Annotated in this window: 25 protein-coding genes, 2 tRNA genes and 1 pseudogene; 22 read left to right on the forward strand and 6 right to left on the reverse strand. The window is 53.9% G+C overall.

Features of this window, described 5'->3' with window-relative positions; all coding sequences use genetic code 11:
* Nucleotides 1–105: 105 nt before the first annotated feature.
* Nucleotides 106–921 (reverse strand): inositol monophosphatase, encoded by an 816-nt coding sequence (locus J7382_RS11065; RefSeq protein WP_348540024.1) that lies wholly within the window; start codon nt 919–921, stop codon nt 106–108.
* Nucleotides 922–1,132: 211 nt separating this feature from the next.
* On the opposite strand from J7382_RS11065, the gene J7382_RS11070 reads away from it, so the two are divergent.
* Nucleotides 1,133–1,669 (forward strand): hypothetical protein, encoded by a 537-nt coding sequence (locus tag J7382_RS11070; RefSeq protein ID WP_209069086.1) that lies wholly within the window; start codon nt 1,133–1,135, stop codon nt 1,667–1,669.
* On the opposite strand, the gene J7382_RS11075 is transcribed toward J7382_RS11070, so the two are convergent.
* Nucleotides 1,666–2,664, reverse strand: coding sequence for a LacI family DNA-binding transcriptional regulator (locus J7382_RS11075; protein WP_209069087.1), 999 nt, complete (start codon nt 2,662–2,664; stop codon nt 1,666–1,668). The two genes, J7382_RS11070 and J7382_RS11075, sit on opposite strands and share 4 nt — an antisense overlap.
* A gap of 110 nt (nt 2,665–2,774) precedes the next feature.
* Nucleotides 2,775–2,864 (reverse strand) — tRNA-Ser (locus J7382_RS11080).
* Nucleotides 2,865–3,073: 209 nt separating this feature from the next.
* Here J7382_RS11080 and J7382_RS11085 point away from each other — a divergent pair.
* The 18 genes from J7382_RS11085 (at nt 3,074) to J7382_RS11170 (ending at nt 19,600) form a co-directional block, all read left to right on the forward strand.
* A complete protein-coding gene (locus J7382_RS11085) occupies nt 3,074–3,949 on the forward strand; it encodes an SPOR domain-containing protein (RefSeq protein ID WP_247744955.1) in 876 nt (291 codons plus the stop codon).
* A gap of 37 nt (nt 3,950–3,986) precedes the next feature.
* The gene (locus J7382_RS11090) at nt 3,987–5,132 is read left to right on the forward strand and encodes a D-alanyl-D-alanine carboxypeptidase family protein (protein WP_247744972.1); all 1,146 of its coding nucleotides are present in this window, start codon (nt 3,987–3,989) and stop codon (nt 5,130–5,132) included.
* Nucleotides 5,129–5,767 (forward strand): dTMP kinase, encoded by a 639-nt coding sequence (gene tmk / locus J7382_RS11095; protein WP_209069089.1) that lies wholly within the window; start codon nt 5,129–5,131, stop codon nt 5,765–5,767. Before J7382_RS11090 ends, tmk begins: the two co-directional genes overlap by 4 nt.
* Nucleotides 5,764–6,915, forward strand: a complete 1,152-nt coding sequence (locus tag J7382_RS11100; protein ID WP_209069090.1) for a DNA polymerase III subunit delta' — start codon at nt 5,764–5,766, stop codon at nt 6,913–6,915. The genes tmk and J7382_RS11100 overlap by 4 nt, the downstream gene beginning before the upstream one ends.
* A 3-nt stretch (nt 6,916–6,918) precedes the next feature.
* Complete coding sequence (locus tag J7382_RS11105; protein ID WP_209069091.1) at nt 6,919–7,725, forward strand: TatD family hydrolase; 807 nt, start codon at nt 6,919–6,921, stop codon at nt 7,723–7,725.
* Complete coding sequence (locus tag J7382_RS11110; protein WP_209069092.1) at nt 7,722–8,525, forward strand: MBL fold metallo-hydrolase; 804 nt, start codon at nt 7,722–7,724, stop codon at nt 8,523–8,525. Before J7382_RS11105 ends, J7382_RS11110 begins: the two co-directional genes overlap by 4 nt.
* A 31-nt stretch (nt 8,526–8,556) precedes the next feature.
* Nucleotides 8,557–9,486 carry an AEC family transporter gene (locus tag J7382_RS11115; RefSeq protein WP_209069093.1) on the forward strand — a complete coding sequence of 310 codons (930 nt, stop codon included), beginning with the start codon at nt 8,557–8,559 and terminating at the stop codon, nt 9,484–9,486.
* Nucleotides 9,487–9,565: 79 nt separating this feature from the next.
* A complete protein-coding gene (locus J7382_RS11120) occupies nt 9,566–10,207 on the forward strand; it encodes a DsbA family oxidoreductase (RefSeq protein WP_209069094.1) in 642 nt (213 codons plus the stop codon).
* A gap of 374 nt (nt 10,208–10,581) precedes the next feature.
* The gene (locus J7382_RS11125; protein WP_058239403.1) at nt 10,582–10,884 is read left to right on the forward strand and encodes an STAS domain-containing protein; all 303 of its coding nucleotides are present in this window, start codon (nt 10,582–10,584) and stop codon (nt 10,882–10,884) included.
* On the forward strand, nt 10,881–11,246 hold the full coding sequence (locus tag J7382_RS11130) for a response regulator (protein WP_058239404.1): 366 nt from the start codon (nt 10,881–10,883) through the stop codon (nt 11,244–11,246). The genes J7382_RS11125 and J7382_RS11130 overlap by 4 nt, the downstream gene beginning before the upstream one ends.
* A 13-nt stretch (nt 11,247–11,259) precedes the next feature.
* Entirely contained in the window at nt 11,260–13,464 is a 2,205-nt protein-coding gene (locus J7382_RS11135; RefSeq protein WP_209069095.1) for a chemotaxis protein CheA, read from the forward strand.
* Nucleotides 13,457–13,927: a chemotaxis protein CheW gene (locus tag J7382_RS11140; protein WP_209069096.1), complete on the forward strand. Its 471-nt coding sequence runs from the start codon at nt 13,457–13,459 to the stop codon at nt 13,925–13,927. Before J7382_RS11135 ends, J7382_RS11140 begins: the two co-directional genes overlap by 8 nt.
* Nucleotides 13,924–14,832 (forward strand): protein-glutamate O-methyltransferase, encoded by a 909-nt coding sequence (locus J7382_RS11145; protein ID WP_209069097.1) that lies wholly within the window; start codon nt 13,924–13,926, stop codon nt 14,830–14,832. Before J7382_RS11140 ends, J7382_RS11145 begins: the two co-directional genes overlap by 4 nt.
* Entirely contained in the window at nt 14,829–15,215 is a 387-nt protein-coding gene (locus J7382_RS11150) for a response regulator (protein ID WP_209069098.1), read from the forward strand. Before J7382_RS11145 ends, J7382_RS11150 begins: the two co-directional genes overlap by 4 nt.
* A gap of 25 nt (nt 15,216–15,240) precedes the next feature.
* Nucleotides 15,241–15,585, forward strand: a complete 345-nt coding sequence (locus J7382_RS11155) for a hypothetical protein (RefSeq protein WP_209069099.1) — start codon at nt 15,241–15,243, stop codon at nt 15,583–15,585.
* A gap of 36 nt (nt 15,586–15,621) precedes the next feature.
* Nucleotides 15,622–16,833 carry a PAS domain-containing protein gene (locus tag J7382_RS11160; protein ID WP_209069100.1) on the forward strand — a complete coding sequence of 404 codons (1,212 nt, stop codon included), beginning with the start codon at nt 15,622–15,624 and terminating at the stop codon, nt 16,831–16,833.
* A 48-nt stretch (nt 16,834–16,881) separates the two neighbouring features.
* The gene (locus J7382_RS11165) at nt 16,882–18,960 is read left to right on the forward strand and encodes a methyl-accepting chemotaxis protein (protein ID WP_209069101.1); all 2,079 of its coding nucleotides are present in this window, start codon (nt 16,882–16,884) and stop codon (nt 18,958–18,960) included.
* A 73-nt stretch (nt 18,961–19,033) separates the two neighbouring features.
* Nucleotides 19,034–19,600: a chemotaxis protein CheD gene (locus J7382_RS11170; protein WP_209069102.1), complete on the forward strand. Its 567-nt coding sequence runs from the start codon at nt 19,034–19,036 to the stop codon at nt 19,598–19,600.
* 135 nt (nt 19,601–19,735) lie between these two features.
* Here the strand turns inward: J7382_RS11170 and J7382_RS11175 are convergent.
* Nucleotides 19,736–19,822 (reverse strand) — tRNA-Leu (locus J7382_RS11175).
* 200 nt (nt 19,823–20,022) lie between these two features.
* Between J7382_RS11175 and lipB the strand changes: the two are divergent.
* The 3 genes and pseudogenes from lipB to J7382_RS11190 form a co-directional block, all read left to right on the forward strand.
* Nucleotides 20,023–20,697: pseudogene (lipB, locus tag J7382_RS11180) on the forward strand (lipoyl(octanoyl) transferase LipB); the annotation flags it as partial.
* A 156-nt stretch (nt 20,698–20,853) separates the two neighbouring features.
* Nucleotides 20,854–21,339 carry a hypothetical protein gene (locus tag J7382_RS11185; protein ID WP_209069104.1) on the forward strand — a complete coding sequence of 162 codons (486 nt, stop codon included), beginning with the start codon at nt 20,854–20,856 and terminating at the stop codon, nt 21,337–21,339.
* Between the two features lie 163 nt (nt 21,340–21,502).
* On the forward strand, nt 21,503–21,949 hold the full coding sequence (locus J7382_RS11190) for a cytochrome C (protein ID WP_209069105.1): 447 nt from the start codon (nt 21,503–21,505) through the stop codon (nt 21,947–21,949).
* 63 nt (nt 21,950–22,012) lie between these two features.
* Here the strand turns inward: J7382_RS11190 and J7382_RS11195 are convergent, their stop codons facing one another.
* Nucleotides 22,013–25,453: a pyruvate carboxylase gene (locus tag J7382_RS11195; RefSeq protein WP_209069106.1), complete on the reverse strand. Its 3,441-nt coding sequence runs from the start codon at nt 25,451–25,453 to the stop codon at nt 22,013–22,015.
* A gap of 177 nt (nt 25,454–25,630) precedes the next feature.
* Nucleotides 25,631–26,761 (reverse strand): alpha-hydroxy acid oxidase, encoded by a 1,131-nt coding sequence (locus J7382_RS11200; RefSeq protein WP_209069107.1) that lies wholly within the window; start codon nt 26,759–26,761, stop codon nt 25,631–25,633.
* Between the last annotated feature and the right edge of the window lie 92 nt (nt 26,762–26,853).

A 26,853-nucleotide genomic window follows, 5' to 3' on the forward strand; every position in this document is an offset into this window, starting at 1 on the left:
AGAAAGCGACTCCCCCCTAAAAACCTCAGGTAAAAGGTGCCTCATAGCCAAAGCCTTCGCCATTTCAGGCATAGATAATTGCGGAATGCTCACCATGTTCCTCCACTAACCCGAAATCATGACGTCAAATACCCGCTCAACCTCGGGGCATACCCCGGGCGCCGCGACACAAACAGGCCCTCCTTGGGCTACGAGCTCAGCAAAATTAGGCGCATGGACAATGGCCCCCGCCTCCCTTGCTACCAGCAGACCAGCGGCCACATCCCAAGGATTGAGATGCGCCTCAATGTACCCCTCCGCTCGCGCCATACACACCTGAAGCAAACTCACCGCAGCGGAACCAACACGACGGTACTCCATTCCCAATTCCAAAGTACGCTCCACACCGCGCAGATAAGACTTCCGGCCCGCACGCTCTGAACGCCCCAAAAGAAGCAATGCATGCGCAGCTTCGCCGCAACCAGACACCGCAAGGGAGCCTTCGTTGCAATATGCACCTACCCCACGCTCAGCCCAGACCGAAATACCCAATGCAGGCGCAACGATAGCACCACACGCCAAGCCCTTCTGATCCGCAAAAGCAATGGACACAGCCCAATCCTCCAAGCCGTGAAGGTAATTGGTCGTGCCATCAATTGGGTCAATAATCCACAGCCCGACCCCATCACCGGTTGCTCCGCCCTCCTCGCCAAGCACCGCTTCTTCTGGAAACACCTCAGCAATGCGATTGCGAATAAACCGCTCAGTTGCGAGATCCGCATCAGACACAAAGTCCTGCGGACCCTTTGCCTGGATCGAGCTCCTTTTCAAATCTCGACGCAGACCAAGAGCGAGCTCACCTGCTTCATGCGCAATAGCGACAAGCTCGCGACACCGAGATGACAAGTCAGATACTTCCTTCCGCGACAGCGACACCACCACCTACACCCCCAGGCGCCACAATCGAGAACATGAACCAACGCCACATCTGACCAAAAGAAACATCTCGCACCTTCCAATTATGCTCACGTGATCACTGTTGCCTCTTCAAAAATCCAAATCAACAAAAAATCTAAGTTGATTTCATTTTTTTTTACAAATACGACATATGATCACGTGATCATACTGACTCTTAGACATTTATCAAACTCCCATGAACACCTCAGCCGATCTATTTTCTTTGTGGCTACTCCTGCCGCATGACGTTTCGAAACGACTGCGCCAACACATAAATCGTCTCAGCGAACTCGCCGATAGCCCGAGCTTCGAACCCCATATCACCATCGCCTCAGACCTGACCTGGGAAGACTGCCTTGAAATTGAACACAAGGCATCGATCCTGAACTGCACACAGGAAGATACACTTCGCTTTGATAGGATCGCTTGGGGACAGCGCTACTTTCAGTCAATTTATCTGCCTGTTCGCCTTCCCGCCCCAATTGCGGCTCTACGCGAAGAAGCTTTCGCCAAGCGGGACCTACAACCAGATTTCCCACCACACATAAGTGTCGCATACGGCGCAAAAAAGTCACCCGAACTCGGGGCTCCCATCGCAGAGATAGAAGACGAGTTTAGCGGGTTGCAGACCGCCATTGGCAGCTTTGCACTGGTGGCATCCTCGGAAAACCGCCCGATTTCGCAATGGAAAATCCTACGCACAACAAGTGCGCGCATTCACAATCCAGACTAGTGCGTGTTTCGCAAGATGATTTCCGGCTTGATTGCAACATGCCGAGACGGCGCCCCAGGATTGGCCAAACGCTCCGTAAGCAGCTCCATAACCCCTTCAACAGTTGCAGAAATAGGGTTCGCAATAGTTGTCAGCTGAAAATCCGGCCATTGCGCCATAGGGATATCATCGAACCCGATAATGGAAACGTCGTCCGGCACCGAAACCCCAAAGCGCGCGCGAACAGCCGAAAGCACCCCCAAAGCAAGGGCATCGTTGGAGCAAAAAATGCCATCAGGCTTTTCACTACCCCCAAAAAGCTCCCCCGCTGCACATTCCCCACCAGGAAAACTAAAATCGCTATGCACCACGCGAACCGGCGACAATCCGTGCGCCCCCAAAGCGCCCAAGAACCCACCGAAACGCTCCTTTTCGGAAACGAGGTGCTTTGGCCCGCCAACATAGGCAATTCGCCGGCGCCCCCTATCATGCAGACATTTGACGGCGAGCCCGACACCGAGCGAATTCTCGCAGCACACGGAATCGCCGACGCTACGATCATCCGGACGCGCGCCTGACAAAATCAGGGGTATCCCCAATCTACCGCACTGCTCCGACAGTGCAGAATCCAGACTGCCAGCACGCAAAATCATAGCCTCAAGAGGGTACGCCAAAACATCCAGAACATGTGACTGCAACAAATCATCGTCCCCTCCACTTAAAACCACAGGCCATTTCCCATTGCTTGAAAGGCGCTCCACAAGCCCGCTAATAATTTGAGCATCGTAGAAGTTTGAGAGGTTGCCAGAAACGATTCCGATCAGCTTAGTATTTTGGCCCTTTAAACTCGCTGCGAGGGCATTAGGCCGATACCCAAGCTCATTGGCCACGGCCACGATTTTGGCACGCTTCGCTTCAGAAAGATAAGTACCTTCGCGAAAGCATCGCGACACCGCATGCCTAGACACGCCAGCCTTGTCAGCAACATCCTGCGCTGTAACTCGCTTACCTCTCATAACTCCACCGCCGTGTTGAAACCCTACTGAAGCATGCGCAACGCCTAACAGGCTCACGCTTTTGCGCAACCCTTTCAACTCGCGATAGCCATCGTTTCAAACAAGGAAAATGGCGGAGGAGGTGGGATTCGAACCCACGGAGGGCGTTAACCCTCGTCGGTTTTCAAGACCGGTGCATTCGACCACTCTGCCACTCCTCCGACAGGGCTTCACTAAATTGCAAATCGCACAGGTTCAAGCGAAAAACCCGTGCAATTTTTTGCGCAGAGGCACAGGCGGACTTTCCTTGCACAAGAGTGCAGGTTAGAGTTTGGGCAAAACAAAGCTGGCAAAGCGCGAAATCGCAAAAGGACCAGCACCAAACATACGCAATACATTCGCGTAACGACGAGCAGGCAAAGGGACCCGAATGACATTTTTTTCAGGCGCAATGGGAATCCACTCACACCGCAAACTTCTGGCTATCGCACTGGCCGCTGCTGCGGCGCTGTCAGCGTGCTCGGATGTATCAAATCCCTTTGCTTCAAATGGATCAGGGCCTGTTGAACAAGAGGTCGGAACGCCGGGGCAGACGACGAAATTGGTGGAGCGCGATGTGGAGGCACCAGAGGTCTTCTCTACGTCAGAGTCGGGGCTTTGGGACGGTCGCCCTTCCCTGGGCGGCGTGTGGGCCGCGCATCCAGATGTCACGGATCCGGAGCGCGTCATCATCCGCAACCAATCCAATGGTAAATTCGTGATTGGTGCCCTTTTCCGGCGGGAACGGGACATTCCTGGCCCCCGTATTCAGGTGTCGTCTGACGCGGCTGCTGCACTCGGTATGATCGCCGGGCAGCCTGTCGCGCTCAATGTCACCGCTTTGCGGCGGGAAGCCGTTGCTGAAGAAACACCAGCAGCCCCCGACTCCACAGCCGAAGATATATCGCCAAGCGTTGTTGAAGAGGCCCCACTGGAGCCGGTGGCCGCTGCTTCGGCTGCTATTGCTGCTGCCGAAGCTTCAGCCGCGACAGCAGCAAAATCCGAAGTTGCGCCTAAGCCTGCGTCGTCTTCGTTGACAAAGCCTTACGTGCAGATTGGTATCTTCTCGTTAGAAGCCAATGCGAAACGCGCTGCGTCGCAAATGTCCGGTGCGGGGCTGACGCCACTCATTCGCAAGACCACATCAGGCGACAAACAGTTCTGGCGTGTGCTGGTCGGTCCGGCCAGTAGCAAATCTGAATTAAAGGCCATGACAGACAAAGTTCACGGCGTTGGATTCACCGACGCCTACGCCGTAACGAACTGACGGAGAGATTTCGATGGGCAAGCCCTTTCTGAACGTTATGCTGACAACACTATGCGGCGTGTTTTTTGCCGTACAGGCTGCGGCCTTTGAGACCAAAGCAAAGGCAGCTTTTGTGATGGACCAGACAACGGGCACCGTTTTGATGGCCAAAAACGCCGATGATGCGTTGCCACCAGCGTCCATGTCTAAATTGATGACTCTCTACATGGCGTTCGAAGCCGTCAGGGATGGCCGCTTGTCCATGAGTGAAACATTGCCGGTGTCCCAACACGCCATGAACTATGGTGGGTCCACGATGTTTCTAGACACGACCGATCGTGTGAAAGTGGAAGACCTTTTGCGCGGCGTGATCGTTTTGTCGGGCAACGATGCCTGTGCTGTATTGGCGGAAACGCTCAGCCCAGACGGTACCGAAGCAGGCTTCGCGCGCCAAATGACACGCCGCGCCCGCCAGATGGGCATGACCAATTCAACTTTTGTAAATTCAAATGGCTGGCCCGCTGCGGGTCACCGAATGAGTATGCGTGATCTGGTTCTGCTTGCAAATCGGTTGATTACCGATTTTCCTGAGTTCTACCCGATGTTCTCTGAGACCGAGTTCCCGTTTGATGGACGGGCACCACAGAACACTCAGAACCGGAACCCATTGCTGCGGCTGGACATTGGTGCAGATGGGTTAAAAACCGGCCACACACAGGAGGCGGGCTATGGGCTGGTCGGATCTGCCAAGCAGGGCCCGCGTCGGGTGATTTTTGCCTTCTCAGGATTGGATAGCGCGAAGGATCGCGCAGAAGTCTCAGAACAGATCGTAAACTGGGCTTTCCGCCAGTTTTCCGAAACCACTTTGGTTCGGGAGGGGGAGCGTGTCGCACAAGCGGATGTATGGATGGGGAAAACTCCCAAAGTGGGTCTTGTCCCTGCCCAAGATCTTGAAATTTTGCTTCCGGTCTTGTCTCGCAGTGCCGTCAAGGGCGAAGTGATTTTCAATGGACCGATCCAAGCCCCCATCACCAAAGGCATGCCACTTGCAGAACTAGTGCTGTCCCCAGATGATCTGCCTGAAATGCGTATTCCATTGGTTGCGGAGACCGATGTTCCTGAGGGCGGCTTCATGGTGAGGTTGCGGACAGCAACCAGCCTTTTGATTTCACAGTTTGGTCCTCAAGCCGAAGGTGCCTCGTGACCCAAGGCCGTTTTATTTCCTTTGAGGGCATTGATGGCTCTGGAAAATCCACACAGGCTGCGCTGCTGGCGGATCTACTGCGTGATTTGGGACATGATGTGATTTTAACCCGCGAACCCGGAGGATCGGTCGGGGCTGAGGAAATTCGCAGCCTTGTTCTGGAAGGTGACCCGGATCGTTGGTCTGCAGAAACTGAGATTTTGCTGTTTACCGCGGCGCGACGTGATCACTTAGAGCGTACAATTTTGCCAGCGCTTGCTGCAGGGAAAACCGTAATCTGCGACCGCTTTGCAGATAGCACTCGCATGTATCAGGGTCTCTCCAGAGGAGATCTGCGTTCGCTTGTGGATCAGTTGCACAGCCTGATGATCGGGCGAGAACCGGATTTGACTATTCTGATTGACATGGATCCCTCTGTCGGGCTGGCTCGCGCCAAGTCTCGCCAAACCAGTGAAGAACGCTTTGAAGATTTTGGAGAAGGTCTGCAACAGCAGATGCGCCAAGGTTTCCTTCGTCTTTCAAGAGAATTTCCCGAGCGGTTTGTTGTTATTAATGGCGCAGACAACAAGGAGGCTGTGGCGGGCGATGTGCTTTCCGCCGTCACCCAGCATCTTCAAAAAGGTCTGAACGCGTGAGCGCAGATCCTCAACATGAACCTGATCGCGTCGAAGGTGCTCCACATCCGCGAGAAACTGACCACCTTTACGGTCAGGCGGGTGCTGAGGATGACTTCCTTACCGCGTTCAACTCCAATCGCCTGCATCATGGATGGTTGATTTCCGGGCCAATGGGGGTTGGAAAAGCAACGCTGGCATGGCGTATTGCTCGCTTCCTGCTCAGCCAACCGGCAGAAGGGGGTGGTGGGATGTTCGCCACTGAAGCCCTTGAGCATACCTCACTCACCGTAGACTCGGAACACCCTGTTGCACACCGCATTCGCGCTTTGTCCGAACCGGGTGTATTCTTGTTGAGACGTGGCTTTGCCGGCAGCACGGACAGTGCACGAGAAAAGTCGCGACAAGACGGCAAATTTGCTGCCGAGATCCGCGTGAACGAAGTACGTGAACTCAGTAGCTTCCTACATATGTCCATGGCTGACGGCGGACGCCGTGTGGTTATTGTGGACAGTGCTGACGAGATGAACGTAAACGCCGCAAATGCTTTGCTCAAAATGCTTGAGGAGCCGCCTGCGCGAACGGTCATGCTGTTGATTTCGCATCAACCCTCAAGGCTCTTACCTACCATTCGGTCGAGGTGTCGAGAGCTGCGTCTACACCCTCTCTCTCCAGACGATATGCATCTTGCGCTACAGCAAGCAGGCTTTGAAGCAGGTGAGAGCCCAGCTCTTTCCGAAATGGCGGGAGGATCTGTTGGCGAGGCTTTGCGGATCCTACAACAGGACGGGCTGCCACTTTATGCCGAGTTGCTCAATCTGTTCGCGGGGCCGCGTGGATTTGATCGTGCCAAGGCGCTGAACCTGGTGAACTCTGTTGGCACCAAAGGTGCCGAAGCTCGCTTTGAAATGTTATTGACGATTATCGACCTTTTCCTGACACGTCTCGCCCGCACAGGTGCCTTGGGCCATCCGCCGTCAGTGGAAATTGTCCCTCATGAGGCGGAGGTTTTGATGCGGTTCGCCCCCTCGGCGCATAAAGCGCGCGCATGGGCGCAAGCTGCTCAGGAGATTACAGACAGAACGCGCCACGGTAAGGCCGTGAACCTTGACCCGGCCTCTTTGGTGCTGGATACGGTGTTCAAGATACACCAAACAGCGGCTGCCTGAACCTTGTCAAACGTCCCATTCATCACCGATAGCCATTGCCACCTGGATTTTCCCGATTTCGAAGGCCAACTGCCTGAGATTATTGCACGGGCCGCAGAGGCTGGTGTGACAAGAATGGTCACGATATGCACAAAACTGAAAAATGAGCCATCGGTGCGCGCCATCGCCGAAGCGCATGTACCTGTTTTCTATGCGGCCGGAACGCATCCCATGAGCGCGGCAGACGAACCGATGGCAACCGTTGATCAACTGGTGGAAATCGCGCAGCACCCGAAGATGGTCGGGATCGGCGAGACAGGTCTGGATTACCACTACACGGCGGACAGCAAGGCGGTGCAGCAAACGTCGCTTCGTGTGCATATCGAGGCAGCGCGTCAAACAGGGCTTCCCCTTATCATTCACAGTCGCGATGCAGACGATGACATGGCAGCGATTCTTACGGAAGAGCACAAACAAGCGGACTTTTCCTGTGTGATGCACTGCTACAGCTCTGGCCCAGAGCTTGCAAAACGCATGCTGGATTTGGGCTTTTATCTTTCCATGTCAGGCATTGCTGCGTTTCCGCGCTCTCAAGACGTTCGAGATATTTTTGCTGCAGCCCCTGTCGAGCGCATATTGGTGGAAACTGACGCACCTTACCTTGCGCCTCCCCCTTATCGAGGCAAACGCAACGAGCCTGCCTATGTGGAGAAAACAGCGCGCATCGGTGCGGAGGTTTTCAATCTCGACTATCCTGCCTTTGCAGCTCAAACACAGGCAAATTTCGAACGTTTGTTCAGCAAAGCAAAACTGAAAGCTGACGCCGCATGACATCTCGCCTCACCTTTACGATCTTAGGCTGCGGCAGTTCAGGAGGTGTGCCGCGCATCGGTGGCCTCTGGGGTGAATGTAATCCTGACAACCCCAAAAACAGGCGCAGACGGTGTTCCCTTCTGATTGAAAAGGAAACTGATGTAGGCAAGACCACAGTTTTGGTCGACACATCACCGGACATGCGAGAGCAGTTGCTATCGGCAGATGTGGGCGCACTGGATGCTGTCGTCTACACGCATCCTCATGCTGATCACGTACATGGCATTGATGACCTGCGTATGATCGTCTTCAACATGCGCAAACGTGTGCCGGTTTGGGCGGATGGAGCAACGCAGAACGACCTTTTGTCACGCTTTGGCTATGCCTTTGTGCAACCGGCGGATTCACCGTACCCTCCGATCTTGGAATTGCACACAATTGACGAAGACAACTTCGTCATCTCGGGGGCAGGTGGTGATATTACTTTTCAGCCCATCCGCGTAGACCATGGTAGCATTGATGCATTGGCGTTTCGGGTGAATGACGTTGTTTACATGCCTGATGCGGCGAGAATCTATGATGAGTCTTGGCCAAAATTGGCTAGTCAGAAGTGTTTTATCGTTGATGCGCTGCGTCGTGCCCCGCACCCGACGCATGCAAATTTAGATCAGGCTCTAGAGTGGATCGAAAAACTTGCGCCAGAACAGGCGATACTGACTAACATGCACATCGATTTGGACTATGACACTGTTGCAGCAGAAACGCCGGATCATGTCGTTCCGGCTTTTGACGGCATGAAGGTGGTCTTCGACTTATAACACCCTCTGTGTGCGCGGAGACATATGCCCCATGCAAACGCTGATCTCCGTCATCATGCCAGTCTTTATTTTGATTGGTTTTGGCTATCTGGCAGCATGGCGAGGCTATTTCAGCCCAACCAATGTCGATGGCCTCATGCGTTTTGCGACGAATTTCGCGGTTCCTGTGCTGCTATTTCGTGCGATATCCAATTTGGATCTCGCCGCGGAATACAACATGAGCATGATGGGTAGCTTCTATGGCGCAGCCTTCTTGTGTTTTGGAACGGGATTGATTGGCGCCAGGTTTCTGTTTGGACGCGATTGGGAGGACGCCACCGCTATTGGTTTTGTCTGCCTGTTCTCAAACTCGTTGCTTCTGGGCTTGGCAATTATGGAGAGGGCCTATGGCACCGATAGTTTGACAGGGAACTACGCCATTATCTCTATCCATGCGCCATTCTGCTATGGCTTGGGCATAGCAACTATGGAAGTCATGCGCGCGCGCCGTACGGCACAGTCTCGCGTCCTGCTCACGGTGCTCAAGGCAATGTTCTCAAACGCGCTGATACTGGGAATTGGCCTTGGGTTTGCAGTTAACCTTGGTGGCGTTCCTGTTCCCGAACCAGTGATGCATGCCGTCAACCTTCTGGCCTCGGCCGCTCTGCCTGCAGCATTGTTTGGCATGGGCGGTGTCTTGTATCGATACCGGCCAGAAGGCGACATGCGCACGATTCTATTTTGTTGCGCAGTTTCTCTCGGGTTACACCCTGCTCTCACCTATGGGTTCGGCACAATCAACGGCATCGCGACAGAGAGCCTACGATCAGCGGTTGTCACAGCCTCCATGGCGCCAGGCATCAATGCTTATCTCTTTGCAAATATGTATGGCAGAGGCATGCGGGTAGCGGCCTCTACCGTCCTGATCGGGACGGCCTTCTCTGTTGTATCGGTCTGGCTGTGGTTGGGGACTCTGCCTTGATATCACCCAAGGGTGATTTGCCTCCTGCATTGGTTGCCGCCAAGCATGCAACAACGCTCCAGCCGCAAAGGAAAATTTCGTGACCTCTGATCCTATTCGTGTCGACATCATCTCTGACGTTGTCTGTCCTTGGTGCATTGTCGGCTTCCGTCAATTGGAGCAAGCATCCAGAAACACTGGCATTCAAATTGAGCCCTATTGGCATCCTTTCGAGCTCAATCCGGATATGGTTCCTGAGGGGGAAAACCTAAAAGAGCATATCATGCGCAAATATGGCTCAACGGCAAAACAATCAGAAGACGCTCGCGCACATCTCTCAACAGTGGGAGCGCAGCTGAACATCACATTTAACTGGACGGAAGAGAGCCGCATCTACAACACCTTTAAAGCGCATCAATTGTTGCACTGGGCCTCCACCATCGGTCAAACACATCGGTTGAAACTTGCATTGTTTGATACCTATTTCACAGACGGACGTGATGTGAGTGACGAGCATGTCTTGCTAGATGTTATCGACTCACTTGGATTAGATGTCGCCAAAGCACAAACGGCTTTAGACGGCCAAACTTATGCGCAAGAGGTCAGAAAGAAACAGTTTTTCTGGACATCGCGCGGTGTCTCCGGCGTTCCAACTATGATTCTCGGCGCCAAACAGGCCACGTCGGGAGCCCAAGGTGTCGAGGCTTTCACAAGAATTCTCACAGAGTTCGCTGGCTCTTAACGGCGCTATTTGAAGCTAAAATCGCATCTTAGCAACGAGACACAATAGGATTCTCGCTGAGCACGAAATCGCGTACGATTCCACAGCTTAGCACTAAAATCTACAGCTCGGCATAGCAGCGTCCCTACGGGCGCTGTTTCTCATTGTGCCATTCTCTCGCACTGGAATTCCCGACGTGTATCTTGCGCCAGAAAAGTCCAGATTTCTTTTCCTTTTCAGTGCCTTAAATCACTTCCCTCCTATGGTTTATCCTCGGAACTTTTCAATAATTTTGGCGTCTTTGAACCGGGAGAACAGGGGGTAACGCGGTGTTAAGGCATGTCGCATTACGGTGCTTCAAATCAGCCTGTCCGAAACCGAAATCCAACTGAGCCATGAACACAGAAAACACTTCTCCTCAACCAGACTGCATTGCGCTGCCGCAGCAGCTGGATTTTGCTCACTGCTCTGAACTGCGACTTGCAATCGAAGCCTCTCGCGGTCAGCCACTGGCACTTGATGCGCACCATGTGGAATTCCTCGGCGGGGCTGGAGCAGAATTGCTTTTAGCGACACGCGCGGAATGGGATGCGCGCGGCCTAGCTTTTGAATTGAAACAACCATCCGATGAATTCCTGAAAGGCATGGAGCGGCTCGGCCTGCCCCATGACTGTCTTGTTGAAAGGGGCAACGCATGACAACCAAGATTCTCGCTGTTGATGACTCGCGCACGATGCGCGCGATGATTCAAACCGCTCTCACTGATGCTGGTTTTGACGTTGATCTTGCCGAAGACGGTGTAGACGGGCTCGACAAACTGAGCGGCTCCGATCCAGACCTCGTCATCACTGATATCAACATGCCACGCCTGGATGGTTTCGGCATGATCGAGGGCGTACGGGCCCGCCCTGAGTGCGCTTCGCTGCCTATACTAGTGCTTACCACCGAAAGTGGCGAAGAGCTCAAACAACGCGCTCGTACCGCTGGCGCGACGGGGTGGATCGTCAAACCCTTTGATGCCGAGAAGCTTGTTGCAATCATTAACCGTCTGGTTGTCTGAAAGGAACTGAGTGATGTCCGATCTTCGTGACATGTTCTTTGAGGAATGCGACGACCTGCTAGAGGTTCTGTCGACCGGTCTGGATGATCTCCAGAACGAGACCTCGGATGCGGAAACCATCAATGCGATGTTCCGTTCCGTGCATTCCATCAAAGGCGGCGCCGGGGCTTTTGGCCTTGATCGCCTGATTAAATTTGCCCATGCATTTGAAAATGTGCTGGATGACCTACGCTCTAACAAGTTGGACGTAGACCCCACCATCACCGCTCTTATGTTCTCCGGGTTTGACCACCTGAGCGATTTGGTGGATGCAGCCCGCGAAGACAACGATCTGCCGGATTCCGACGGTGCGGCTGTCCTTGCCGAGCTAAAACAGACGACCCAAAACGCCAACGGTGGCGCCGCCGATGACGAGGACGATGCAAACGAAGTTTCCGAGGATGACTTTGTTGCGCTGACATTGGACATCGGTCTGGACTTGGGCGGAGAGGATGATGGCCCGGGCGATTTGCCTGGTCTGCCCCCCTTGATGCCCGCAGCCGACAGTGCGACACACTACGTGGTCACATTCAAAGCTGAGCCAGTACTTTATGCTCGTGGCCACGACCCAGCCCTTCTCTTCAGAGCTCTTGGAGAAATGGGGGACCTGACTGTGGAAGCGGATCGCACCAGCGTTGCGCCACTAGAAAACCTGCAGGAGCCTCCGGCCGCAATTTCATGGACACTCACACTGCGTCCAGATGACGGCATAGATGAAAGCGCGATCCGCGAAATCTTCGAGTTTGTGGAAGGTCAATGCTCTTTGACCATCTCCGAAACTGTTGCCGCAGAAGAGCCTGAAGCGCCAGAGCCAGCGCCGGCGCCCGTAGAGGAAATCGCAGCAGCTCCTGTCAAAACCGCTCCTAAGCCTAAAGCCAAGGCGCCAGTAGCGTCGCCGAAGGCTGAGAAACAGGAGGCCAAAAGCGGAGACAGTGGAAAAAAGTCTTCTGAACCGCGCAACAGCACCATCCGCGTGGATCTGAATCGCGTAGACCGTCTGATCAACCTCGTCGGGGAACTTGTGATCAGTGAAGCCATGTTGCGCCAGTCCATGAATGAATTGCCAGTCTCTGCCAACAGCGCGGTGAGCGAAGCAATCGGACAACTCAAAACACTCTCTGGCGTGCTGCAAGAAAGCGTCATGGCCATTCGCGCGCAACCCGTGCGTGGTCTGTTTCAACGCATGAGCCGCATTGTGCGTGAATCTTCGCGTCAGGCGGGCAAAACTTCACGTCTCGTCATGGTGGGTGAAGCAACAGAAGTCGACAAAACCGTTACCGAACGGCTCGTCGAACCACTGACCCACATGATCAGAAACTCAGTCGACCATGGCTTGGAAACTGCCGAGGACCGGCTCGCTGCTGGCAAGCCGGAAATGGGCACCATCAAGCTTGAGGCGGCCCACCGCTCTGGTCGAGTGGTGATCTCACTCTCTGATGATGGGGCAGGCGTGAACCGCGTCAAAGTGCGCCAGAAAGCCGAGGAAAAAGGTCTGGTGCGTCCAGAGGACGACCTGACAGATAGCGACATTGACAATCTGTTGTTCCGTCCCGGGTTTTCGACCGCGGATGAAATTTCGCAGCTCTCCGGTCGTGGCGTCGGTATGGACGTGGTGCGTTCTGAAATTCAAGCGCTTGGCGGCCGGATCAATCTACAGTCGGAGCCAGGCAAAGGCACAACGATCACGATCTCCCTGCCTCTGACGCTCGCAGTTATGGAAGGTATGCTAATCGAAGTCGCCGGAGAATCTCTGGTCGTGCCAACGGTGGCCTTGCGCGAAACGCTACAGCCAGGACAGGCCAACATACACGATTTCTGTGACGGTGATCGCGGCCTGTCAGTGAACGACTCCATGCTCCCGATTGTGGACCTGGGAGAAGCACTTGGCTTCCGCACCCCCTTGGATGACTTCAACAATCAATCCCTCCTGTTGATTGAAGGTGAGTCCGGGCGGCGCTCCGCGCTTGCTGTGGATGGCATCGTGGAACAGCGCGAAGTTGTCATCAAAGGGCTCGAGCAGAACTATCAATCCATCCCGGGCATCGCTGCGGCCACAATTCTAGGCAATGGCAAAATCGCTTTGATCGTAGACACCGACCAAATGATCCCATCACCCGGCAACGGAAATCCAGGACTGCGCAAGGGGTCCGAACTCGCAGAGGTGAACTCTTATGTCTGAACAAGCAACACTCGAGAAGACCGACAATCGGATTGAGATTGTGTCTTTTACGATCGGTGAACAGGCTTTCTGTCTGGACATCGGCCACGTTTTGGAAATTCGTGGATGGACCAACACAACCACGCTGCCGCATGCCCCAGACTATGTCGTCGGCATGATGAACCTGCGGGGCGCGGTTCTTCCTGTGATCGATCTTTCTATGCGTCTTGGCTTGGGCAAAACCATTCCAGAATCCCGGCATGTGATCATCATCGCACATATCGATGAAAAGAGCGTCGGCTTCCTGGTGGATGCAGTGTCCAACATTATCACCGTCAACACCGAGGAAATGAAACCAACGCCGGAGGTTTCATCCACAAAAACAACGGCATTTATCCGTGGTGTGTACACGCTGGAAGAAACCATCGTTCGGGCAATCGACGTTCATCAGATCATGCCCCAGGAAACTCTGTCAGCAGCATGACCCAGATGGCGCAGCATACACTTGAAGAAGGCTCAATCAGTGATGCGGACTTTAGCCGCATTGCCGGGCTCGTGCGGGAGATGATGGGCATCGACCTACAACCGCACAAGCGCACGATGGTTGCATCCCGGCTTTCAAAGCGCTTGCGCGCCACTGGTTATGACACCGTCGATAGCTACATCGACTACATGCTTTCGCCCCAAGGGCAGGATGAGCAAACGCGCTTTGTAAGCGCGTATACAACCAACATGACGCGCTTCAATCGCGAAGGGCATCATTTTGAGCAGCTCGCCAACGACATCTTACCTGACCTTATGAACCAGGCCCGCAAAGGCAAACGGGTTCGTATTTGGTCTGCGGGATGCTCCAGCGGCGAGGAGCCTTATGGCTTGGCATTCAACGTATTGGATGCCTGTCCTGAGGCCGGTGATTTAGACGTCAAAATCTTGGCGACAGACATTGATACCGAAATTTTGGCCACGGCCAAACGCGGTGTCTATCCAGCGTCATCCACGGGTTCGCTCCCCAACGGTCAGGGAGACAAGTACTTCATGCCTGTGGATGGGTCTGGAGAGCGGCGTTCAGTGAACGACAAAGTGCGTGACCTGATCAGCTTCCGGCGCTTAAATTTGCACGGCGAGTGGCCGTTCAAAGGCAAGTTTGACATCATTATGTGTCGCAATGTTGCGATCTATTTTGATGCGCCGACCCAGAGTCGGCTTTGGCAAAGGTTTGGCGAGCAGCTTTGCCAGAACGGACTCCTCTTCATAGGCCATTCCGAGGGGATTGGCCCTGAACATGCCGAACTATTCACAATGGTTGGGCGAGGCGTTTTTTCAACAGACACCTCTCGCATTGGAAACAGCACATCCAATGCAACTTTGCACATGGGGAACATACAATGAGCTTGAAAGATAAGCTGCATATTCTGGTTGTAGATGACATGTCCACGAGCCGTGGTCTGATCACGCAGGCACTCGATGAAATCGGGATTACCAATTACCGTACAGAAAACGACGGTGCTACAGCATGGCGTAGCTTGGCGTCCAAGCCTGTGCATTTGATTCTGTCAGACTTCAACATGCCCGGGATGGACGGTCTGCAGCTCTTGGAGGGCATTCGCGCGAACAAAGCGACAGCTCGCACAGGTTTCATTTTGATCACGGGCCGCGCAGATCCGGATACAATCAACAAGGGCGTGAAGCTGGGCATGAACAACTTCATCAAGAAGCCGTTCCAAACGGCCCAATTGAAAGCATGCATCGAGAAGGTCGTAGGGCCCCTGTGATGGGGGCACCTAAAAAGGATTTAACATGAGCACACGCACCACAGCAGATGTCCTCTCCACGATCTCAGAAGACGTGGCAGATCTGGCGTCCATTGCTCACGCCTTGGACAACCTAACCAGCGAGTTAGACTTGTCCGGCGTTGATCAAAACAAAATCCGTGATCTACAGCGGGTTGACGCGCTCTTTCAGCATCTCGATGACATCGCAGTGCTGTTGACAAGCATGTCGAAAATGATTGGTGCCGGGCCTGAATTGAGTGTGCAGGACCTAAAAGACAGCGTGCGACTGGACTACCTGAAGTCGCGCCTCTGCGACAGCAAGAAAACCGCCGACATGTCCCCTGACGCGGGCACTGTTAACCTCTTCTGAGCCGAACAGCTCATCAGTCAAAACTGGAATGTCAAAATGAACGCCATGACCAAGATCGCGAGCTCCGGGACAGATACTGCTTCAACCGAGGTGCGCTTTCCCATTGAGCAAATTTTAACCTCTGCAACAGATCAACGTGGTGTGATTGGCTTCGCAAGCCCACGCTTTTGCGAAGTGGCCGGTTTCACCAGTGACGAACTTCTCGGCGCGCCCCATAAACTCGTTCGCCACCCGGATACTCCTAAGGGCGTTTTCTATCTTTTGTGGGATCACCTGAAAGCAGGAAAGCCAGTTTGCGCCTATGTCAAAAATAAGACGAAATCTGGCGGGTACTACTGGGTTCTGGCTGTCATCACACACACTGAAAACGGATATCTATCCGCCCGTATTCGCCCAGGTTCAGAGCTATTTGAGGCAACCAAAGCTGTATATGCCGACCTCTTGAAAGAAGAAGCGTCGGGAATGACCCCAGAGCACAGCGCAGCGCTCTTGACCGAAAAGCTCAAAGAGATGGGCTTCGACGATATAAAAGGCTACGGGTACAGCATCTTGAACGAGGAGTTCAAACTACGAAATATCATTGAAGCAGAGCATATCAATTCATTCGCTCTTATGGATGATTTGGCTGGCCTCGTACATGATATGCAAAGCTTAGTGAACAGCATTGAACAGGGCTTTGCGCGCGTGCGTGGTGAGCCTGTGAACTTGCGGATCCTGGCCGGGCGGCTTGAAGGCGCGGGCGCAGCCCTTGGCACGATTTCGCAAAACTACGATGCCATGGCCAAGGAAATGCATGGGCTCGTTGGGCGCTTGCATGATCCTGAATCTGGGGCACTACGCCAGATGAATGATGCTGTGAGCGACGGCCGCGCAGCGCTTCAAATGGCACAGTTGCTAAAGCAAGCAAGAAGCGACGCGGCAACAGATACCGACATGGCATCTGAAGGCATGCGCTTACTGGAAGATCACAACGAACGGCTGCAACAACTCAGTCGCACGCGTTTGATCGAAATCGCATCTGTCGGCAAATCCATCCCGGATATCTGCCGTAGTTTGCGCCGACGCATCAATGGACTGGATGTGGTGAAGTTGCTCTGCAAAGTGGAAAGCGGCCGCATGCGTGATGTGGACAGCGGCCTAGATGGTATCATTGCCCGTTTGGAGAACTTTCACGACAACACAGATCGCCATCTCGCCGAACTCTCGGCCAAGTCATCCCAAATCACCCAGAAAGGTGCTTCACTTTAATCAGCAATCCGTTTTCGTGACTGGAAACTCACCAAACAGGAATACCAGATGACTCTGTTCGCACGACTTCGCTCTCGCATGACAGGCCTTGGCATTCAGGCAAAACTAGCGGGGGCTGTAGCGCTTACAGCCACCTTTGCTTTGACTGTTGGCTACAATTTGCAAGTGGCCAACAAAAAAGCGTCGCTGGAAGCAACACTGGTGCAGAACTCTGGTTTGATTTCTGATTTGGTGGCAAGCCAACTCGGTGCGCCGACAAAGTTTCTAGACAGCACACGGGTGGCTGCGATTTACGGATCCGTGGTTGAAGACGATCCTAGCATTATCGCAGTGGATGTCATTCATGCGACGGAAGGCAGCCTGTCTTCCTTTAGTGCGACCGAAGAGCGCGCGCCTTCTGTCGCAGCGACAATGCTAGAAGCCCAGAGAATTCTTGAAAGCGGTGAACTTCAGGCCTCTCTAATCGATACTGAAGTGGTCGTTGCAGCCTCCCCCATAAAATCAACCAGCAGCTCCAAACCTGTTGGTTTCTTCATCATAGCTTGGGATCTCTCTCCAGCGCATGCGATGGCATCGCGCGATGCCTTCAAAAGCTTACTTGTCAGTGCAATCGCAACCGTTATTGGTATTGGCTTGATGATCCTTCTGATCGGTCGCATGGTCACCCGCCCGGTTTTGCAAATCGGCCATGAACTAGAGCAGATTGCCGAGCACAACTATCAGGCAGAGATTTCATTTACTGATAGAAAAGACGAGATCGGTAAAATTGCAACAAGCCTTCTGCATGTTCGTAACCGCCTAACAAAAGACGATGAAGAGCGCGATCTACGTGCTGCCGAAGATCAAGAACGCATGCGACTGTTTGATCGTCTGGGGGCAGGCCTCGCAGAGATTGCAGACGGTCGTGTCGATCGCCCTATCGACATCCAAGACTTCTCAAACCTTGATCAAGATTACCTCCGGATCTGCGAAGACTTCAACGATGTTCTCTCCAACCTAAGGAGCGTGCTCTCCACAGCCACGCAGGCAGCAGAATCTGTAAAAACCAGCGCACGTGAAATTTCCGACAGTGTTGTTGACCAGTCCAAACGCTCCGAAGCGCAAGCGGTCACATTGGAAGAGTCTGCTGCAGCAATTGAAACCCTAAGTTCTTCGGTGGAGACAACTGCGGAAAACGCCGCAGACGCCAGTGAGCGGATCTTGCAGAACCACAAGCAGGCGCAAGCAGGCGGAGAAGTTGTGGAACTGACCGTTCAGGCCATGCGCAATATCGAAGAGAGTTCTGAACAGATTGCAGCCATTACTGGTGTGATTGATGACATCGCCTTTCAAACAAACCTGTTAGCTTTGAATGCGGGTGTGGAAGCGGCACGAGCTGGTGAAGCGGGTCGCGGCTTCGCAGTTGTCGCTTCAGAGGTCCGCGCCCTAGCGCAGCGTGCTTCGGATTCGGCAAATGAAATCAAAGAGCTCATTTTGCGCTCTGGCGAGCAAGTCACTCAAGGAAGCGAACTTGTGAACAAAGCCGGCAGTTCCCTTCAGGAGATCATCACAGGCGTCACCCAAGCCTCTGAATTGGTTGCCCTGATTGCAACGGGCTCACGAGATCAAGCCGATAATTTACGCGAAATCAAAGAGAGTGTGACCGAACTTGATCGCGTCACACAGCGCAATGCGGCCATGATCGAAGAATCCTCCGCTGCAAGCCGCAACCTCTTTGAAGAAGCCGGGCGCATGGCTGATGTGCTCCAAGTTTTCAAACTGACACCAATGGCCGTTGAAGAGCATAGCACGACAAAAGTTCCCAAACCTGCGAAACCCTCAAAACAAAGTGGGAAAGAAGACAACAGCTCGTCTGTATCCGCGTCCGAGAGTGAGGCCATTGCACAGGAATGGGACGCAGACGCCGAGCAGGATGCAAAGGTTGAAAAATCCGCGCCCAAGAAGTCTGCAAAGAAAAAAATTGCAAAACCTGCCAAAGCCCTCAAAGAAGATGAAGGCCCGAAGGTAGCGACTCCACAAAGTGGCACCCCAGAGGTCAAAATTACGATGCAACAGCAGGCGCACCCCAACCCCAAAGTCACTCCCGCCGCAAGCAACTTGGCAAGCGAGGATTGGGAGGATTTCTAAACTCTCATCATCCATGCAAAGCATGCATGTAGTTGCCTCAATTCAATAAAACCAACAAAAAACGGAACGCGCTATGAGCCTAAGTGAAGCAGAAGCGATCAAAGGGTACCAGGTCCAAGCTCTTTTGCAGGGTGACGTTAAGGTCTCCAACGACGACCAATTGGTTATGACGACAATTCTCGGGTCTTGCGTTGCTGCCTGCATGTGGGATGAAATCGCCGGAGTGGGGGGAATGAATCACTTCCTGCTACCGGGAAATGATGACAGCAGCGCTGGTGCCATGAGCCATGGTGTGCACGCTATGGAACTCCTTGTAAACGGCCTGATCCAAGCCGGTGCCAGCAGAGATCGTCTTCGCGTCAAACTCTTGGGCGGCGCTAAAATGTTCAATAGCCGGATCGACATAGGCACGAAGAACGCAGAATTTGCGACGTGGTTTGTCAAAAATGAGGGTTTTGAACTGGTAGATTGCTGCCTTGGCGGACAACGTGGCCGCAACCTACGTTTCTGGCCTGTTGGCGGCCGCATTCAACGGCGCTTTATGAAAGACACTCGTATCCTTGAGGAAGAAGCCGCCCCCAAACCGGCAGCGCGCAAGCCCCAAGTCGACAGCAGCATTGGGGATGTGCAGTTGTTTTAGTACACACCCGAAAGTGCAGCCTATTCCGTGAATAGCCCTAAAACACCCCGCTCCGGCGGGGTTTTATTATATACTACACAAACGCAAAAGGGCTCAGAAAATCTGAGCCGCTACTTACGAAATCATTAGAGATTTTGGTGCGGTCGAGAAGACTCGAACTTCCACTCCGGTTAAAGAACAGCGACCTCAACGCTGCGCGTCTACCAATTCCGCCACGACCGCACTTGCCCTGGTGGGTGAGGGGCTAATACCGAGACCAGGCGAGGATGTGAAGCCCCAAAAGACCTGTTTTGAAAATTTTTCTGATTACATCAGGTCCTTCCCCTCTTCTTCACCAGAGTATTTTCCCCAGACGGCAGAAACACAGCGATTGAAGACCCTGTTAAGCGGGCTTAGATGAAGGAGCACAGAAAGCAGACGGGTGGCCTATGGTTGAATGGATTCACAGTAACGATCAAGTCGCATACGATGTCGCCTTGGCGTTTATGGAGCAGCGGGTCCGAGACATTCACGAAGGGCGTGCAGATGAGTGTATCTGGCTTCTGGAACACCCCCCACTCTACACGGCAGGCACATCTGCAAAGCGCGAGGATTTGACCGATCCCGAACGCTTTCCTGTTTTTGAAGCCAGACGCGGCGGGCAATATACCTATCATGGACCAGGACAGCGCGTTGTTTATGTCATGCTGAACCTGAACACTCGTGGCCGGGACATCCGGAAGTTTGTCGAAAATCTCGAAACATGGGTTATCGATACACTCGCCGATTTCAACCTAAAGGGCGAGATCAAGCCGGGACGCGTTGGCGTGTGGATCGAGCGCGATGACAAACCCTTGCAAGCCAATGGCCACAAAGCCGAAGATAAGATCGCCGCAATTGGTATCCGGCTGAAAAAATGGATCAGCTTCCACGGCATCTCGATCAATGTGGAACCGGATCTTTCCCACTTCGAGGGAATTGTGCCCTGTGGTATCTCAGAACACGGCGTGACGTCCCTTGTGGACCTTGGGCTACCTGTCTCCCTAGAAGACGTTGACGTCGCCCTCAAGCGCAGTTTTGAGCAGGTCTTTGAGAGCCAATCTCCGTCGGCGTCCTAACTGAAGTCCGCGCCCCTCTCAGAAGAAAACGCGCCCTACGCAAGACAAAATTAACTCCGCGTTTGCTAGCTTCAAGCATACGCGCTCCTACTTTGCGTGTCTGACGGCTTCTGAATGATATCTGAAATGCACGACACTGTGAAAGGCGGATAGTCCATGCGCACTCTGAAGACCTCAACGATCTGCATGATCTTAGCCCTGATCGGGAGTGTTGGTCATTTTGCACACGCGGAACAAAAGACGGACGCCAAACAGAGCTTATTGCGCAAAGCCTTTACAGAGGACAAAGGTCTACTTGCGGGGCTTGGCACCCTTATCCACCCGCCGCAAAAGGATGCGTCGGAATTGTCCCAACTGCCTTCAACGGACACAGCCAATAGACGTTCAATTCGCGATGTCATGCGCTTTGATATAGAGAATGGATCGGTGTACGGCCTCTTCACCGGCACAGGAACTTCTGAAGCAAATAGCGTCGCGAGGGCTTCCGGTAGCTCTGCGGTGGTTGGTTTTGGTGTAGAGCGCCCGATCGAAGATGGGGTAGCGCTCAACTTTGAGGTCTTTCAGAACACCGACACAAATGAGTCACGTGGCAGCCTTCTGGAAAACACCAAGGCAGCCCTGCGCCTCCGGCTGAAGTTCTAATCTCCCTGCCCGCGCGATTCCCTGCTTGTGCATCCGCGCCCGATCGTCGCGGAAGGCGCATCAAAGCCCCGTTTCAGTTGTTTTGATTTGTGCATTCCCCATCTTTGCCTAAGTGTATGAGCGCGGAATGCGCATCGTAGGAATCTAATACGAGGAAACTCACATGAAAGTTGCAGCAGCAGCAATGGCCGCCGTTTTGGCAGCCTCGCCACTTCTTGCAGAAGGTGATGTCGAAGCTGGCGAAAAAGGCTTCAAGAAATGCAAAGCCTGCCACTCCATCGTTAACCCGGAGGGAGACGTACTCTACAAAGGCGGCAAAACCGGCCCCAATCTCTATGGTGTTGTCGGACGCGCCGTTGGGTCTGAGGACTTCAAATATGGCGCAGGACTTTTGGAAGCGAACGAAGCTGGCGCCGTCTGGACAGAGGACATGCTTGCCGCCTATGTGGTGGACCCCAAAGCATGGCTGAAGGACAACGGGTATGCCACCAAGTCCAAAATGTCTTTCAAACTGAAGAAAGGCGGCGAAGATGTCGTTGCCTATCTCGCATCGCTGGCCCCAGCGCCGGTCGCAGAAGAGCCCGCTGAGGAAGCCGCACCCAGCGAGTAAACAGATAAAGCCCCCACATCATGCAGATGCGGGGGCTTTTTTCTGTGCGCGAAGATGTCGATGTCACTCCAACTCGACCAACAGATCTTTGGCGTCGATCTGACCTCCCGGGGCGATATGGACGGCTTTTACAACCGCATCACGCTCTGCGTGGATGCCCGTTTCCATTTTCATCGCCTCGATCGTGAGCAGCAAATCACCTTCTTTGACTTCAGCACCTGCACTGACCGCTACCGACGCCACAACACCAGGCATTGGCGCGCCGATGTGATTGGCATTGCCAACTTCGGCTTTGGGGCGTGATGCCGTTGCAGACTTTACCAGACGGTTTGGCACTCTGATTACACGTGGCTGGCCGTTGAGCTCAAAGAAAACTTTAACTTCACCATTCTCATCCGTTTCACCAATCGCCTGCAGCCGTATTTCCAACGTCTTGCCTGGATCGATTTCAGCGGTGATTTCCTCGCCTGGCTCCATTCCATAGAAGAAGGTACGTGTTGGGAGCGCTCGAACAGGACCATATTGGCGGTGACGTCCCATGTAGTCGAGGAAGACCTTAGGATACATGAGATAGCCATTCAGATCTTCATCATCAACTTTGAAGCCCTCGAGCAAAGCGGAAAGCTCCGCGCGGGTGTCTTCCAGATCAATCGCCTTGAGGTGCTTACCCGGGCGCTCTGTGTTCGGCTTTTCACCTTTCAGAACTTTGTCGATGATCTTGGACGGGAAGCCGCCATGTGGTTGCCCCAAGTTGCCGCGCATCATGTCGACCACGGAGTCCGGGAACGCCAACTCTTTGCTGGGATCTTCGACCTCCTCACGCGTCAAGCCTTGGCTCACCATCATCAGCGCCATGTCACCGACCACCTTCGACGAAGGGGTGACTTTGACGATGTCGCCAAACATCTGGTTCACATCTGCATAGGTTTGCGCAACCTCATGCCAACGCTCTTCCAGCCCCAGGCTACGCGCCTGTGCCTTGAGGTTGGTGAATTGCCCGCCGGGCATCTCGTGCAGATACACCTCAGACGCAGGCGCGGCGAGACCACTTTCAAAGGCTGTGTATTGTGCACGCACGCCTTCCCAGTAATCACTGATTTCCCGTACAGACTTGATATCGATACCGGTGTCGCGATCCGTATTGCGGGCGGCTTCCACAATAGATCCAAGACATGGCTGAGACGTCCCACCAGAGAAGGCGTCCATGGCTGCATCAACCGCATCTACACCAGCATCCGCTGCGGCGAGAATCGTCGCACCGGCAATGCCCGATGTGTCATGCGTGTGGAAGTGAATCGGCAGGCCGACCTCTTCTTTCAATGCCTTGACCAAGACCCGCGCAGAAGCAGGCTTCAGCAAACCAGCCATATCTTTAAGGCCGAGCACATGCGCACCAGCGGCCTCAAGCTCTTTAGCCATATCAACATAGTACCCAATGTCATATTTAGCCCGGTTCGGATCCAGAATGTCCCCCGTGTAACAGATGGTACCTTCACAGATTTTGCCGCTCTCAACTACCGCATCCATCGCGACGCGCATGTTTTCAACCCAGTTCAGGCTGTCAAACACGCGGAAGACATCAACCCCCGTGGTTGCCGCCTGCTTTACAAAGGCCTGCACCACGTTGTCTGGGTAGTTAGTATAGCCCACACCATTTGAGGCCCGCAGGAGCATCTGCGTCAACACATTCGGCATCGCGGCGCGCAAATCACGCAGACGCTGCCAAGGGCATTCCTGCAAGAAGCGATACGCCACATCAAAGGTTGCTCCCCCCCAGCACTCAACGGAGAAGAGTTCTGGAAGGTTGGCGGCGTAGCTTGGCGCCACTTTGATCATGTCGATAGAGCGCATGCGCGTCGCCAGAAGCGATTGATGTCCGTCGCGCATCGTCGTGTCGGTCAGCAAGAGTTTCTTCTGCGCCTTCATCCAATCCGCCACGGCCTGTGCGCCCTGCTCCTCGAGCAGGTTGCGCGTTCCCGGCATGATGTCGCCATGCTTGGCGGGCGGCATCGGAGCCTTCAGATCTGCCGCAGGCATTGGGCGGTCCGTTGTTTCCGGATGCCCGTTGACAGAGATATCCGCGATATAGGTCAGCACCTTGGTACCCCGGTCACGCCGCTTTGCAAAACGGAACAGATCCGGGGTCTCATCAATGAACTTGGTGGTGTATTGATTGTTCAGGAACGTCGGGTGCTTCAGCAGATTTTCCACAAACGCAATGTTGGTCGAAACACCCCGCACACGGAATTCGCGCAGCGCCCGATCCATCCGTGCAATCGCCTTTTCTGGCGTCGGAGCCCAAGCCGTTACCTTGGTCAGGAGAGAATCATAGTAGCGCGTGATGACCCCACCAGCGTAAGCGGTGCCTCCATCCAGACGAATGCCCATACCAGTGGCAGAACGATAGGCCGTGATCCGGCCGTAGTCTGGAATGAAATTGTTTTGCGGATCTTCCGTGGTCACACGGGTTTGCAGCGCATGGCCATTCAGGCGAATGTCATATTGCGTGGACTTACCGGTGGCTTCCGCCAGCGACTTGCCTTCTGCGATCAAAATCTGCGCCTGAACGATATCAATGCCTGTGACCTCTTCGGTCACTGTGTGCTCTACCTGAACGCGCGGATTGACTTCGATGAAGTAGAACTTACCGGTGTTCATATCCATCAGGAATTCGACGGTACCTGCGCATTCGTAGTTTACATGCGCACAAATGCGACGGCCCAGCTCACACAGCTCTTCACGCTGTGCTTCGGAAAGATAAGGCGCAGGCGCACGTTCCACAACTTTCTGGTTGCGACGTTGCACCGAACAGTCACGCTCATAGAGGTGATAGATATTGCCCTTGGTATCCCCCAGAATCTGCACTTCAACGTGACGCGCGCGGGTGATCATCTTTTCCAGATAACCTTCACCGTTTCCAAACGCAGCCTCCGCTTCGCGACGCCCTTCCAGAACCTTCTCTTCCAGTTCGTCTTCGCCAAGGATCGGACGCATACCACGCCCGCCGCCGCCCCAAGACGCCTTGAGCATCAAAGGATAGCCAATTTCAGCCGCTTCTTTCTTGATGGCGTCCATATCATCGCCAAGCACTTCCGTTGCCGGAATCACAGGCACACCCGCCTCAATCGCCACTTTGCGGGCAGAGGCCTTGTCGCCAAGCGCGCGCATGGTTTCGGCCTTCGGCCCAATAAAAGTGATGCCATTGGCAGCACAGGCGTCCACAAAATCCGGATTTTCAGACAGCAGTCCATAGCCGGGATGGATCGCATCCGCCCCACATTCTTTGGCTACACGGATGATTTCATCGATGCTCAGATATGCGGCAACAGGGCCCATTCCTTCGCCAATCCGGTAAGCTTCATCCGCTTTAAAGCGGTGCAGTCCAAGTTTGTCTTCCTCTGCGAAGACCGCCACGGTCTTCTTGCCCATCTCATTGGCGGCGCGCATCACACGGATCGCGATTTCGCCACGGTTGGCAATTAGGATTTTCGAAAATTCAGGCATGGGCAGGCTCCCCCTCGCTGGTGTCTGTCCGAGTGTTCGTAACGGCCTTAGACCGCGCGAGCCTTGCCGCGCAATACCAAGGACTGCGTAAAGATGTAAGATTTATGAAAGGATTTGTTCTCGAATTTGGAGCCGATACCGTCAATTCTTTCTGCACCTGCGACATAGGATGGAATTTCAGAGGAGAATATCCGCCAAGCCATCATAGGTGTGCAGACCAAGCTGTCCCAGATTTGCCTCCAAATCCTTTGCAAGAATCTCCAGAAGATGCGCCGGACCTTTCGCTCCCAATGCGGCCAGCGCATAGTGGAACCCCCGACCAAGGAAGACAAAATCGGCGCCCATGGCGCGGGCTCGCAAGATATCCAAACCCGTTTCAAAGCCACTATCGACGATGATAGGCAGATCACAGGCCGCGCGGATCTCTGGCAAAACATCAATGGTTGCAGGTGCAGCATCAAACTGTCGCCCAGCGTGATTGGACACCCAAATGGCATCGACACCATGTTTTTGCAGCCGCGCGGCATCCGCACTGCGCATCACGCCTTTGACAACAAAATTCCCCTGCCAATTATCTCTGAGCCAAGACACATAGTCCCAATCTGGCGAGGTGCGCAGCAAGTAGCCTGCGTGGGCCGTAGAGCTCATACCGGTCATATTTGATGCATATTGGTCGATCAGCCGCATTCTCGGCATGCCAATCCGCGCGATGCCTGCCGCCCAATGTGGGCGCATCGCCACCTGCGCCAGCAACCTTGGCGTCAATTTGGGAGGCGTGGTGAGACCAGAGCGCACTTGGCGTTCGCGCCGACTGGCAACCGGCACATCCACCGTCAGGACCAATGTGGAAAACCCGGCCGACTTGGCACGCTTCAACACATCTTTGCGGATATCTTCATCACGCGGTGGATACAGCTGAAACCACGCATGCTCCCCGATATGTGGTGCCATATCTTCGGGTGTCTGCGTCGCAACCGTGGACAGACAATAGGGAATATTTGCCTTGGCCGCCGCAGCAGCGAGCTTTTGTTCCGCATGCGGCCAGATCAGGCCAGACATGCCAACCGGGGCGACGCCGACAGGCAAGGCAAACCGCTGCCCAAACAGCGATGCCGAAAGATCAACGTCCAATTCCCCATGCAAGATTGAGGGCTTAAAGAGCACCGAATCCAAGGCCGCGCGATTGCATGCCTTGGTGCGCTCTTCGCCTGTGGCGCTGTCTAAATATTCCCAGACAAATTTGGGAATGCGCTTCTTCGCGCGGTGGCGCAGATCGGACAAGGCGGGATATTGGGCATGAAGATCCATGGCGGGACCGTCCTCGCTTTGGTTGCAAATGTCCAGTCGCGCGAATGCCTATTACGCAACTCCAGTCAGAACATAAGAAGAACAGGCTTTTG

This window comes from Shimia sp. R11_0, assembly GCF_017744035.1.
GTDB lineage: Bacteria > Pseudomonadota > Alphaproteobacteria > Rhodobacterales > Rhodobacteraceae > Shimia > Shimia marina.

Excerpts from the sequence above, each read along its gene's own strand:
- J7382_RS11145 (WP_209069097.1), top strand. The coding sequence starts at position 13,924 with ATGACCCAGATGGCGCAGCATACACTTGAAGAAGGCTCAATCAGTGAT.
- J7382_RS11185 (WP_209069104.1), top strand. The coding sequence starts at position 20,854 with ATGCGCACTCTGAAGACCTCAACGATCTGCATGATCTTAGCCCTGATC.
- J7382_RS11150 (WP_209069098.1), top strand. The coding sequence starts at position 14,829 with ATGAGCTTGAAAGATAAGCTGCATATTCTGGTTGTAGATGACATGTCC.
- J7382_RS11090 (WP_247744972.1), top strand. The coding sequence starts at position 3,987 with ATGCTGACAACACTATGCGGCGTGTTTTTTGCCGTACAGGCTGCGGCC.
- J7382_RS11140 (WP_209069096.1), top strand. The coding sequence starts at position 13,457 with ATGTCTGAACAAGCAACACTCGAGAAGACCGACAATCGGATTGAGATT.
- J7382_RS11115 (WP_209069093.1), top strand. The coding sequence starts at position 8,557 with ATGCAAACGCTGATCTCCGTCATCATGCCAGTCTTTATTTTGATTGGT.
- J7382_RS11110 (WP_209069092.1), top strand. The coding sequence starts at position 7,722 with ATGACATCTCGCCTCACCTTTACGATCTTAGGCTGCGGCAGTTCAGGA.
- J7382_RS11165 (WP_209069101.1), top strand. The coding sequence starts at position 16,882 with ATGACTCTGTTCGCACGACTTCGCTCTCGCATGACAGGCCTTGGCATT.
- J7382_RS11070 (WP_209069086.1), top strand. The coding sequence starts at position 1,133 with ATGAACACCTCAGCCGATCTATTTTCTTTGTGGCTACTCCTGCCGCAT.
- J7382_RS11135 (WP_209069095.1), top strand. The coding sequence starts at position 11,260 with ATGTCCGATCTTCGTGACATGTTCTTTGAGGAATGCGACGACCTGCTA.
- J7382_RS11085 (WP_247744955.1), top strand. The coding sequence starts at position 3,074 with ATGACATTTTTTTCAGGCGCAATGGGAATCCACTCACACCGCAAACTT.
- J7382_RS11190 (WP_209069105.1), top strand. The coding sequence starts at position 21,503 with ATGAAAGTTGCAGCAGCAGCAATGGCCGCCGTTTTGGCAGCCTCGCCA.
- J7382_RS11155 (WP_209069099.1), top strand. The coding sequence starts at position 15,241 with ATGAGCACACGCACCACAGCAGATGTCCTCTCCACGATCTCAGAAGAC.
- J7382_RS11125 (WP_058239403.1), top strand. The coding sequence starts at position 10,582 with ATGAACACAGAAAACACTTCTCCTCAACCAGACTGCATTGCGCTGCCG.
- J7382_RS11160 (WP_209069100.1), top strand. The coding sequence starts at position 15,622 with ATGAACGCCATGACCAAGATCGCGAGCTCCGGGACAGATACTGCTTCA.
- J7382_RS11075 (WP_209069087.1), bottom strand. The coding sequence starts at position 2,664 with ATGAGAGGTAAGCGAGTTACAGCGCAGGATGTTGCTGACAAGGCTGGC.
- J7382_RS11200 (WP_209069107.1), bottom strand. The coding sequence starts at position 26,761 with ATGGATCTTCATGCCCAATATCCCGCCTTGTCCGATCTGCGCCACCGC.
- J7382_RS11130 (WP_058239404.1), top strand. The coding sequence starts at position 10,881 with ATGACAACCAAGATTCTCGCTGTTGATGACTCGCGCACGATGCGCGCG.
- J7382_RS11195 (WP_209069106.1), bottom strand. The coding sequence starts at position 25,453 with ATGCCTGAATTTTCGAAAATCCTAATTGCCAACCGTGGCGAAATCGCG.
- J7382_RS11170 (WP_209069102.1), top strand. The coding sequence starts at position 19,034 with ATGAGCCTAAGTGAAGCAGAAGCGATCAAAGGGTACCAGGTCCAAGCT.